Here is an 11,438-nt window from a genome sequence, read left to right as displayed (position 1 = left end):
AGGAGTTTCCTGCGCGACAGCGAATATATAATAGGTTAGAATTAAATTCAGGGAATTGTAAATTAGTGGAATTATAGATATAGAAAAAGGGGAGAGATTTCACATGGAACGAAATCAGATGCACCCAGCAATTGAGAGAGTATTGGGGAATATTGAAAAAGTTATGATCGGCAAACGGGATGTCGCAGAGTTAAGCCTAGTGGCGCTTTTAGCGGAAGGTCATGTATTGCTTGAAGATGTTCCGGGTGTCGGGAAAACGATGATGGTTCGTGCGCTGGCTAAATCAGTCGGAGCCGCATTTAAACGCATCCAGTTCACGCCAGATTTGCTGCCTTCAGATGTGACGGGTGTATCCATCTATAATCCAAAGGAAATGGAGTTTCAGTTCAGGCCTGGTCCCATTATGGGCCATATTATTTTAGCAGACGAAATCAACCGGACCTCTCCCAAGACGCAATCCGCTCTTCTTGAAGGGATGGAAGAAAGCAGTGTGACCATCGATGGAGTGACGCATCGCCTTGAAAGACCCTTCTTCGTTATGGCAACGCAAAACCCCATTGAGTATGAGGGAACCTATCCTCTTCCGGAAGCGCAGCTGGACAGATTCCTTTTAAAAATGAAAATGGGCTATCCGGATATAGAGGATGAAATGGAGGTCTTGAACCGGGCACAGCGCATTCCGCCGATAGAAGATCTGGAAACAGTAATGGATCTGGATGAATTGCGCTCCCTGCAGACAGAAATTAAAGAAGTACATGTGGATCAAACAATTAAACGCTATATTGTGGAGATTGCGGGTGGAACCCGTAACCACAGCAGTGTATATTTAGGGGCCAGTCCACGCGGTTCGATTGCTTTGATGAAAGCAGCACAGGCTTATGCATTCATGTATGGACGCGATTATGTTCTTCCGGATGACATTCAGTATTTGGCGCCTGCTGTTTTTGTCCACAGAATTATTCTAAGGTCAGAGGCGAAATTTGAAGGCATTACCGCCGAAGAAGTGGTGGGACGGGTCATTGCCAGGGTGCCTGTCCCTGTACAAAGGCTAGTGAAGTAAAATGAAACAGCTGTTAAATACACTGAAAGGTGTCTGGAAGCTGATTGTGCTATTTCTGCTTATTTTGTTCACCTTCTCGTATGCCATGTTCCAGGGCGGCTTTGTCAGCTGGTTTTTGTTTTACAGCTTTGTGCCGTTTGCTTTATACGCTCTTGGTCTGTCATTTTATTCATTAAACGGCATTAAAGTGGAGCGGATCCTGCCGAAAACAGAATACAAAGCGGGTGAGCAGGCAGTAATAACTTTAAAGGTAAGCAGAGATTCAATATTTCCTTTATTGTACCTCGTCATTGAGGATGAAATGAGCGAACAGCTCCTGCATGCCGGGAAGTCAAATGAGGCAAAGCGGCTTCTGTTTCCGGGATTCCAAAAGGAAATGTCCATACAATATAAGATTAACAGTCTGCCGAGGGGAGAGCATTTTTTTGCCTCAGTCCGCTTTAAGACGGGTGATCTTCTCGGCTTAATAGAAAAAGAAAGACAAGCCCCCGCTGAGAGCAGGATGATTGTCTACCCGGCGTATGAAGAAATGGTCTATAAGCCCATGGCACATCATTATGACCAGGGAATGACCGCTTCAAAAGAACGGGTGCAAAGAGATACTTCCATGGCAATCGGCATCAGGGAGTATCAGCCGGGAGACAGATTTTCGTGGATTAACTGGAAAGCCAGCGCTAAGCGAAATGAGATTATGACCAAAGAATTTGAACAAAGGCAATCTCACGATGTCTACATTCTAATGGACTGCGCACCGGATAGTCGATTTGAAGCCATTGTTTCCTTTGCTGCTTCCATTGTAAGATCGATTCTCCGTAAAGGAGCACAGGTTGGATTTCTGACCTCTGCAGCTGACCGGACAGCATTTCCGATCAGAGGCGGAGAGGCGCACCAGCTCCAGCTGTTCCATCATTTGGCAAAAATAAAAGATGATTCGGCAGCATCAGTGGACCGGATTCTTGAGGCAGAGCATTTTCTTTTGCAGCAGAACAGTCAGCTGATGATTGTTACAGCACGATTAACAAAAGCACTTATCGAGAAAGCCGGATTTTTTACTTCCAAAAACGGGGCCTTGACAATATTTTTAATCAAAAATGAGCATGAATCTCCTTCCGGTGATGAACTGGCGCTTAAAGCCTCTGCGAATGCCAGGGGAATCCGGGTCGTTTTGGTTCATAACGGACATTTTGCAGATGTGTTTTCGGGGGTGGGAAAGTGATGGGCTATCAGCGGGTTCAAAAAGATTTTGCCACCTTTCTTCTATATGTTCTTGGCTTTTTCTTATTATGGGAATGGCTGCGCCCGATTGAAGAGCTGACAGATACATCGAATATTATCGTTTTCCTTTTGTTCCTTGTATTGTCACTCCTTATGGCTTTCTTCGGGATAAGCCCAGTAATGAGCAGTACTATTAAGGTGCTTTATATTTTATATGAGCTGCATTATTTGTATTTTGAAGGCTCTTTTTTTCAGCTTTCATGGATAGCCGCGTTTGCATCGGATGTGTGGCATAACTTTGGCTTGCTGGCTGGGAGAGACTGGCCCGCCATAACCAATCTTTTCAGAAGTATGCTATTTTTTATACTGCTGTGGCTGATGACCTATTTGATTCAGTACTGGCTGATTAATCGAAGGCAGATCTTCATATTCCTTTTCATGACACTCATTTATATAACGGTCCTCGACACTTTTACGCCATACACGGCAGACGCAGCGATTGTCAGGACAGTTATTGCGGGCTTTGCAGTTATGGGTATCTTAACGTTTAACCGTCTTCTGGAGCAGGAAGGGCTGAAGAAAGGAGCCTCCCTGTCGCGCAAATGGATGATTCCGCTGACGGCTCTGATCACGCTAAGCACCGGCTTGGGATTTGCTGCCCCAAAGGCAGAACCGATTTGGCCTGATCCAGTTCCGTTTATAAAGTCTTATGGGCAGAACAGCGGCAGTGATGGACCGGGTATTCAGAAAATCGGCTATGGTGAAGACGATTCCCGCCTTGGCGGCCCTTTTATAGGAGATAACGCTGTCGTCTTCAGGGCGGAAGTGGAGTCCCGCCATTACTGGAAGGTGGAAACGAAGGATACGTATACAGGCAAGGGATGGGTAACCTCCCAGCCAGAAAGGGAATATCTTCCGTTCGGAATGGGAGAAGAAATCCCGGTTACTTCGTTCGTGGATAACGAAGCAATTGAAACCAAGGATGAAGTAAGTTCGGTTTATACTTTTATGAATTACCCTCATGTGGTGTATCCATTAGGGTTAAAAAATATCGAAGCCTCGCCTTTCATTACCTATGAGCTGGAAACGGCCACAGAAAAGATCCGGACATTGGATAGAGGTCGGCCGTTTGCATTGGAAGATTATAAATTGGAGTTTGCGGTGCCTGAATACAGTGTGACTGCCATGAAGGCATCGGGAGCAAAAGCAGAATCGCTTCCTGAGGGGTTTTTGTCCCGGTATACACAGCTGCCTGAAGAGTTACCTGAACGAGTCAGGGAGTTAGCGCAGGAAATAACTCAGGATCAGCCGGATTGGTTTGAAAAAGCCAGAGAGCTTGAGAGGTATTTCCGAAGGGCGGAGTATAGCTACAGCCAGACAGATGTAGCGGTTCCGGATGAAAATGAAGATTATGTGGACCAATTTTTATTTGATGCCAAGCAGGGGTATTGCGACAATTTCTCTTCCTCCATGGTGGTTCTGGCGAGGTCGATTGGATTGCCGGCAAGATGGGTAAAGGGCTATACAGAAGGAGAATTCAAGCAATCACTCGGGTCTGGTCTTCGCTTGTTTGAGGTAACCAATAACAATGCCCATTCATGGGTGGAAATTTATTTTCCTGATATGGGATGGGTTCCATTTGAACCAACTCAGGGCTTTAGTAATAATGTTCAGTTTAACTTTGACACTGCCGGTGAAAATACGAGCCAGCCGGAGGCAGAAAAGCCAAAAGAGACTGAGCCTCCTGTCAAGCCGGACAAGCCTGAAGGAACATCATCAAAAGAATCGCCTTTTACTTTAGAAAAGCTGTGGGGCAACATAGAGGCTTACTTGAAAGAACATTGGAAAGTCATCGGAGCAGGCGTATTGGCAGGTGCTTTGCTTGTTGTCGTGATTTTTCAACAACGGGGTAAATGGCTTCCTCATTATTTCATCTGGAGATTTAAAAGAACAAAGAATGATGAGCAATTCGCCAAGGCTTACCTGATTCTTTTAAAGGAATTGGACCGATACGGGTTAAAACGGAAAAGCGGACAAACCTTAGGGGATTATGCTAAGTATGTTGACACCTTCTTCTCAACAAGGGAAATGACCAGGCTGACGGCCCGCTACGAAGAGCTTGTCTACAGGGGCGTCCTGAAAGAAGGAAGCTGGAATGACACGAAGGAATTGTGGGAAAATTTAATTAAAAGGACAATAGCTTGACCGGGATTTGCGGCTGTTGTTACAATAGGCAAATAAGACAGCGGCATATTGTTCGGATTTTGCCGTTTTACACAATTAAATCATGCACCTTCATATATCCTCGATAATATGGTTCGAAAGTCTCTACCGGATCGCCGTAAATGATCTGACTATGAAGGCAGAAGAAGTTTTTTGCTATACGTGAGAACCGGAATTCTGCCTTCACTTTTTTTGTGGAGAAAGAGTTTCGGTTTTTTTATTGTCCAGCTACCTGCTGATATATATGAAATGCTTGAAAAATTATATTTTTACTAGATATTTTATCTGCAAGAGAGAAGACTATAGGCAATATAACAAATTTAATGAGGTGAACAGTGTGACGGGGAAAACAGAACTTCAAAATCAGGAAATGATCGTAGTGCTGGACTTTGGAAGCCAGTACAATCAGTTAATCACACGCAGAATTCGTGAATTTGGTGTTTACAGTGAGCTGCATCCGCATACCATTACAGCTGCAGAAATCAAGGAAATGAATCCGAAAGGAATTATTTTCTCTGGCGGGCCTAACAGTGTATATGGCGAAAATGCCTTCCGCTGTGATGAGGAAATATTTGAACTGGGATTGCCGATTTTTGGAATCTGCTATGGCATGCAGCTGATGACCATGCATTTTGATGGTAAAGTAGAACCTGCCAAGCACCGAGAATACGGGAAGGCAATCATGAAGATTGAAAATGAGTCCAAATTGTTTGCAGATCTCCCGCGGGAACAGACTGTCTGGATGAGCCATGGCGATCTTGTCGTAGAGGCTCCGGCTGGTTTTACAGTGGATGGTACGAATCCATCATGCCCAATTGCGGCTATGAGCAATGAAGAGCGCGGTTTATACGCTGTTCAATTCCATCCGGAGGTGCGCCACTCTGTTCATGGAAATGATATCCTGAAAAACTTTGTGTTCGGCGTTTGCGGCTGTACTGGCGATTGGTCAATGGAGAACTTCATTGAAATTGAAATGGAAAAGATCCGCCAGGAAGTTGGAGATAAAAAAGTTCTTTGTGCCTTGAGCGGCGGTGTTGATTCGTCTGTTGTTGCCGTACTGATCCATAAAGCAATCGGCGACCAGCTGACTTGTATTTTTGTTGATCACGGCCTGCTTAGAAAAGATGAAGCAGAAGGAGTCATGAAAACTTTTTCTGATGGCTTTAATATGAATGTAATTAAAGTGGATGCTCAGGACCGCTTTATGAATAAGCTTAGAGGTGTAAGCGACCCTGAACAAAAACGTAAAATCATCGGCAATGAATTCATATATGTATTCGATGATGAAGCTGCTAAGCTTGAAGGCATTGATTTCCTTGCTCAAGGAACACTTTATACAGATATTATTGAAAGTGGAACCGCTACTGCCCAGACGATTAAATCTCATCACAATGTAGGCGGGCTTCCAGAAGATATGCAGTTTAAGCTGATCGAGCCGCTGAACACGCTGTTTAAAGACGAGGTGCGTGCATTAGGTACAGAGCTTGGCATTCCTGATGAAATCGTGTGGAGGCAGCCATTCCCTGGTCCGGGATTAGGGATCCGCGTGCTGGGAGAGATTTCAGAAGACAAGCTGGAGATTGTACGTGAGTCTGATGCCATTTTGCGCGAGGAAATTAAAAAGGCAGGTCTTGACCGTGATATTTGGCAATACTTCACTGTCCTGCCTGATATCCGCAGTGTGGGGGTAATGGGTGATGCCCGGACGTATGATTATACGATTGGAATTCGTGCCGTTACTTCAATTGATGGCATGACATCTGACTGGGCACGTATCCCTTGGGATGTACTCGAGATTATTTCAACTAGAATCGTCAATGAAGTATCGCATGTAAACCGGGTTGTGTATGATATTACAAGCAAGCCGCCTGCTACGATAGAGTGGGAATAAAATACGAACATTAATAAAAAGCGGACATGAAAATGTTCGCTTTTTTATATTGACTGGGACTTTTTGAGGTGGTATGATAAAGAAGAATTAAATATGTCGTTTTACGTCGTATAATCTTGGGGATATGGCCCAAAAGTTTCTACCGAGCTGCCGTAAATAGCTTGACTACGAGGTAAGTGCAAATAGGGATGTTTTTGTCTTTATTCTTCTTTGTTTTTCCCTATGGCTAGCACGAACCCAGTTGTCAATGCTCCGGTACTCAAATACCGGAGTTTTTTTATTGTGAAAATAAAGATAGCCAATAGGGGGAAAAGAAATGAAGAAGTACTTCCAGTTTGAAGAGCTTGGTACTAACTATCGCCGTGAATTCATCGGCGGACTCACAACATTTTTAGCAATGGCATATATTTTAGTCGTTAATCCGATTACTTTATCGTTAATGGATATCCCTGATTTGCCGGATGCCATGAGAATGGACTATGGGGCAGTATTTGTGGCAACAGCAGTGGCTGCGGCAATTGGATCCCTATTGATGGGTGTGCTGGCCAGATATCCGATTGCACTTGCTCCAGGTATGGGATTGAATGCATTTTTTGCTTATACCGTTGTGTTAACGATGGGAATTCCTTGGCAGCATGCACTAGGCGGGGTTTTGATCTCAGGGATTATCTTTATTTTTTTATCACTATCAGGTTTGCGTGAAAAAATCATTAACTCGATTCCTTCAGAATTGAAGTATGCGGTCAGTGCGGGTATCGGTTTGTTTATTACATTTGTAGGCGCTCAAAGTGCAGGGCTGATTGTCAATAATGATGCGGTCCTTGTTGGATTAGGGGATTTTACTGACGGGAATGTGCTCCTGGCCATTTTCGGCATCGTCATAACAGTGATCCTGATGACAAAAGGAATTAATGGCGGAATTTTCATTGGTATGGTAATCACTACTATTGCCGGGATGATTGCAGGCTTAATTGATGTTCCAGGAAAGGTTGTTGATTCCGTGCCAAGTGTGGCTCCAACGTTCGGAGCGGCATTCGGGGCATACAGTGACCCTTCATTCTTCTCAACAAGCATGCTGGTCGTTGTTCTGACATTCCTGTTCGTCGACTTCTTTGATACAGCAGGAACGTTAGTAGGTGTTGCCAACCAGGCTGGCTTAATGAAGGAAAATAAATTGCCTCGTGCAGGTAAAGCGCTTCTGGCAGACTCAACAGCAACAGTCGTTGGTGCGATATTCGGAACATCTACAACAACTTCCTTTATTGAGTCTTCCTCAGGGGTTGCGGCAGGTGCGAGAACAGGATTTGCATCGGTAGTCACAGCTGGGTTCTTCCTGCTTTCATTATTTTTCTTCCCGCTATTAGAAGTCATTACTTCTGCGGTGACGGCTCCGGCACTGATCATTGTCGGTGTATTAATGGTTGCATCATTAGGTAACATTGACTGGAAGAAATTTGAAATTGCTGTTCCGGCATTCCTGACAATTATTGCAATGCCATTGACTTACAGCATCGCAACAGGAATCGCAATCGGATTTATCTTCTATCCAATCACCATGATTGTAAAAGGAAGAATCAAAGAGATCCACCCAATCATGTATGTGCTGTTCGTCATATTTGTTATGTATTTCATTTTCCTGAAGTAACAGGATGTGTGGGGCCCGCTGGGATGCGGGTCTCTTTTTATTTTAAGTGCCGATACGTTGACTTCCTTTACAGGCTTTTATACCATGAGAGTACATTTTGTTTAATGAGCGGGGAGAAAAGAATGGGTGAGTATAAGGTAAAAAAAGTACTGAATAATAACGTCCTTATTGGCAGTCATGAGTCATTAGGGGAAGTCGTTCTGATTGGTAAGGGAATTGGCTTTAATCGGAAATCGGGCCAGCCAATCGATTCTGATTTGGTTGAAAAGCTCTTTGTGGTTAAAAACGAAAAAGAGCAGGAGAATTATCTGAAGCTCATGCCCTATGTGGATAATCAATTGCATGAAGCAATTATCTCCTCGATCCAATTGATAAAACAGAGGGCGAATTCCTTGCTTAATGAACATATCCATGTTGCGCTGACTGATCACTTGATGTTTGCGATAACCCGCATGAAGAAAGGGATGGAAATGAAAAACCCTTTCCTTGTGGAAACGAAGACACTCTACCCATTTGAATTCGAAATCGCACAGGAAGTTGTTAACCTTATAGGGCATCGGACAGGTATTTATTTGCCGGAAGGAGAGATTGGATTTATTGCCTTGCACGTGCATAGTGCGGTAATGAATCGAAATTTATCCGAAGTGAATCAGCATTCTCAGCTGGTGACCCTTCTCGTTAACATGATTGAAGACCAGCTGGATATTCAGATTGATAAAGACAGCATCGATTATATGAGGCTTGTCCGCCATATCCGCTTCACCATTGAAAGGGTTAATAAAGGCGAGGTCGTTGAAGAACCGGAAAAAATAACTTCACTCTTGAAAGAAGAATACCCGGTATGCTACAATCTCTCTTGGAAGCTCATTAAAGTAATGCAGCAAACATTAAAAAAACCAGTCTATAACGCAGAAGCCGTTTATCTGACGATGCATCTGCAAAGGCTTCAAAAGAAAATAAATTAATTACGATAGTATCTTGTCCAGAAATGGCGAGTCTTTACGTGTTACTGATTCGATCAGGCATGAGTGAAGAAAGGTAATTGAATTTAGGTAAATAGGGTATGATACCCTTGTGTACACCTGAATTCTATCCTTTTTTCCTCATGCCTTTTTTGTTTTTTAATGGTTGCCGCTATTAAATAAAAACGCTTAATGAGTAAAAATTTTAGGGGGTTAACATATGTTTAAAAAAGTATTTGGCGTCCTGCAAAAGGTCGGAAAAGCCTTGATGCTTCCTGTAGCCTTACTGCCTGCAGCGGGAATCCTGCTTGCTCTTGGCGCGGCTCTGCAGAATCCGGCGCTTCTTGAACTGGCTCCATTCCTGGATAACAGCGGGGTTGAGATCGTTGCCCAGGTTATGCAAAAAGCAGGGGATATCGTCTTTGCCAACCTGCCGGTGCTATTTGCGGTTGGTGTAGCTGTTGGTTTGGCAGGCGGTGAAGGTGTAGCCGCACTTGCTGCCATTATCGGTTATTTGATTATGAACGTGACAATGGGGACGGCTGCCGGAATAACGGCAGAGGATGTAAATGGGCTTAATTATGCGAATATCCTAGGCATCCCGACTCTGCAGACAGGCGTGTTTGGCGGTATCATTGTTGGTATTATCGCTGCAGCATTATATAACAGGTTTTATGAAATCGAACTTCCATCCTATTTAGGATTCTTTGCCGGAAAGCGTTTTGTTCCGATTATCACGGCTGCAGCATCGGTAGTGCTAGGTCTTCTGATGCTCGTTATCTGGCCGCCGATTCAGGAAGGGTTAAATGCTTTCTCTCAAAACATGGTTCATGCGAACTTAACTTTATCAGCGTTTATCTTTGGATTAATTGAACGCTCGTTGATTCCTTTTGGTCTTCATCATATTTTCTACTCTCCATTCTGGTATGAGTTTGGACAGTATGTAACAAATGCAGGTGAAACTGTTCGTGGTGACCAGCGAATCTTTATGGCGCAGATCAGTGACAATGTACAGAATCTTACTGCAGGTACATTCATGACTGGTAAGTTCCCGTTCATGATGTTTGGACTTCCTGCAGCTGCATTAGCTATTTATCACGAAGCACGCCCGGAGAAGAAAGTGGTAGTCGGCGGCCTTATGGCATCTGCTGCGTTAACTTCTTTCTTAACGGGTATTACTGAGCCGCTGGAGTTTTCATTCTTATTCGTAGCTCCGATACTGTTTGCGGTTCACGCGGTGTTTGCAGGTCTTTCATTCATGACTATGCATCTCTTGAATGTAAAAATCGGCATGACTTTCTCAGGAGGTTTAATTGATTACATCTTATTTGGTTTAATCAACCCTCAGACAAATGCATGGATTGTCATTCCGGTTGGATTAGTGTTTGCTGTGATCTATTACTTTGGTTTCCGATTTGCTATCCGCAAATTTAATTTAATGACTCCGGGCCGTGAAGAAGTAGAAGATGAAGAAACTGCTACTTCAGGTAAAGGCGGAGACCTGCCTTATGAAGTTCTTGATGCTATGGGCGGACAGGAAAACATCGCTCATCTCGATGCATGTATTACTCGACTCCGTGTATCTGTAAATGATATTAAGAATGTAGATAAAGACCGCTTAAAGAAACTGGGTGCTTCTGGAGTACTGGAAGTTGGAAACAACATTCAGGCTATCTTTGGACCAAGATCTGAAACAATCAAAGGTCAAATGAAAGATATTATGAGCGGCAAAAGACCTCGCGCGGTTGAAAAAGCTCCAGAAGGCGGAGTTGAACAGCAAATTGAGGAAGTAAATCCTGAGGCTCTTCAGACTGAACATAAGGAAGACTCATTCATTGCTCCGCTAAAAGGTGAAATCAAACCAATCACAGAAGTGCCTGACGCTGTATTCTCAGGCAAGATGATGGGTGATGGTTTTGCGATTGAACCTTCAGAAGGAACTGTAGTGTCCCCGGTAGACGGGAAAATCGTTAATATGTTCCCGACAAAGCATGCGATTGGAATCCTTTCAGATTCTGGCCGCGAGATCCTCATTCATGTGGGTATTGATACGGTTAATCTTAAGGGGCAAGGCTTTGAAGCATTAGTTGCAGAGAATGATCGTGTAGAAGCGGGACAGCCTCTATTGAAAGTGGACCTGGATTATATCGGGGAAAACGCGACTTCTACTATTACACCGATTGTATTCACAAACCTTCAGCAGGGTGAAGCAATCCAGATTAATAAACCGGGCGCTGTTGACCTTAAAGAAAAAGATATCATCGTCATCTCAAAACAATAATATATAAAATAGAAGAAACCAGCTGAAGTTTAAATGAACTGTGCCCCGATTTACGGACAGTTTAAAAAGCGCCTATGCGGCTAGTAAATGACCCCGGTATTGCACCGGGGTCATTTTATTTAAGCCCCATTGATAACGATGCTGGTTATATTCCTCGATCA

Annotated in this window: 8 protein-coding genes and 2 riboswitches; of the genes, 7 read left to right on the top strand and 1 reads right to left on the bottom strand. The window is 43.8% G+C overall.

Annotation, left to right across the window (positions count from 1 at the left end; all coding sequences use genetic code 11):
• Window positions 1–103 precede the first annotated feature (103 nt).
• From M3205_RS05955 to ptsG, 7 genes are all read left to right on the top strand, one after another.
• Window positions 104–1,060: an AAA family ATPase gene (locus M3205_RS05955; RefSeq protein ID WP_251169071.1), complete on the top strand. Its 957-nt coding sequence runs from the start codon at window positions 104–106 to the stop codon at window positions 1,058–1,060.
• A 1-nt stretch (window position 1,061) separates the two neighbouring features.
• Window positions 1,062–2,276: a DUF58 domain-containing protein gene (locus tag M3205_RS05950; RefSeq protein ID WP_251169070.1), complete on the top strand. Its 1,215-nt coding sequence runs from the start codon at window positions 1,062–1,064 to the stop codon at window positions 2,274–2,276.
• Window positions 2,276–4,480 carry a transglutaminase TgpA family protein gene (locus tag M3205_RS05945; RefSeq protein ID WP_251169069.1) on the top strand — a complete coding sequence of 735 codons (2,205 nt, stop codon included), beginning with the start codon at window positions 2,276–2,278 and terminating at the stop codon, window positions 4,478–4,480. Before M3205_RS05950 ends, M3205_RS05945 begins: the two co-directional genes overlap by 1 nt.
• Before the next feature lie 70 nt (window positions 4,481–4,550).
• Window positions 4,551–4,652, top strand: a riboswitch (purine riboswitch).
• A 216-nt stretch (window positions 4,653–4,868) separates the two neighbouring features.
• Window positions 4,869–6,389 carry a glutamine-hydrolyzing GMP synthase gene (gene guaA / locus M3205_RS05940; protein ID WP_251169159.1) on the top strand — a complete coding sequence of 507 codons (1,521 nt, stop codon included), beginning with the start codon at window positions 4,869–4,871 and terminating at the stop codon, window positions 6,387–6,389.
• Between the two features lie 86 nt (window positions 6,390–6,475).
• Window positions 6,476–6,577, top strand: a riboswitch (purine riboswitch).
• Between the two features lie 128 nt (window positions 6,578–6,705).
• Entirely contained in the window at window positions 6,706–8,034 is a 1,329-nt protein-coding gene (locus tag M3205_RS05935) for an NCS2 family permease (RefSeq protein WP_251169068.1), read from the top strand.
• Between the two features lie 122 nt (window positions 8,035–8,156).
• On the top strand, window positions 8,157–8,999 hold the full coding sequence (gene glcT, locus M3205_RS05930; RefSeq protein ID WP_251169067.1) for a glucose PTS transporter transcription antiterminator GlcT: 843 nt from the start codon (window positions 8,157–8,159) through the stop codon (window positions 8,997–8,999).
• Between the two features lie 217 nt (window positions 9,000–9,216).
• A complete protein-coding gene (gene ptsG, locus M3205_RS05925) occupies window positions 9,217–11,277 on the top strand; it encodes a glucose-specific PTS transporter subunit IIBC (protein ID WP_251169066.1) in 2,061 nt (686 codons plus the stop codon).
• Between the two features lie 72 nt (window positions 11,278–11,349).
• On the opposite strand, the gene M3205_RS25890 is transcribed toward ptsG, so the two are convergent.
• Window positions 11,350–11,436: an IS3 family transposase gene (locus M3205_RS25890; protein WP_396105258.1), complete on the bottom strand. Its 87-nt coding sequence runs from the start codon at window positions 11,434–11,436 to the stop codon at window positions 11,350–11,352.
• Window positions 11,437–11,438: the final 2 nt, after the last annotated feature.

The sequence above is a fragment of the Cytobacillus firmus genome, assembly GCF_023715565.1.
Lineage (GTDB): Bacteria > Bacillota > Bacilli > Bacillales > Cytobacillaceae > Cytobacillus > Cytobacillus firmus_C.
The sequence above is the reverse complement of the archived record's forward strand: the minus strand, read 5'-3'. Positions and strand labels throughout refer to the sequence as shown.

Bases quoted from the DNA above. Each gene is read 5' to 3' on its own strand.
- ptsG (WP_251169066.1), top strand. From the start codon at position 9,217: ATGTTTAAAAAAGTATTTGGCGTCCTGCAAAAGGTCGGAAAAGCCTTG.
- M3205_RS05935 (WP_251169068.1), top strand. From the start codon at position 6,706: ATGAAGAAGTACTTCCAGTTTGAAGAGCTTGGTACTAACTATCGCCGT.
- guaA (WP_251169159.1), top strand. From the start codon at position 4,869: ATGATCGTAGTGCTGGACTTTGGAAGCCAGTACAATCAGTTAATCACA.
- M3205_RS05955 (WP_251169071.1), top strand. From the start codon at position 104: ATGGAACGAAATCAGATGCACCCAGCAATTGAGAGAGTATTGGGGAAT.
- glcT (WP_251169067.1), top strand. From the start codon at position 8,157: ATGGGTGAGTATAAGGTAAAAAAAGTACTGAATAATAACGTCCTTATT.
- M3205_RS05950 (WP_251169070.1), top strand. From the start codon at position 1,062: ATGAAACAGCTGTTAAATACACTGAAAGGTGTCTGGAAGCTGATTGTG.
- M3205_RS05945 (WP_251169069.1), top strand. From the start codon at position 2,276: ATGGGCTATCAGCGGGTTCAAAAAGATTTTGCCACCTTTCTTCTATAT.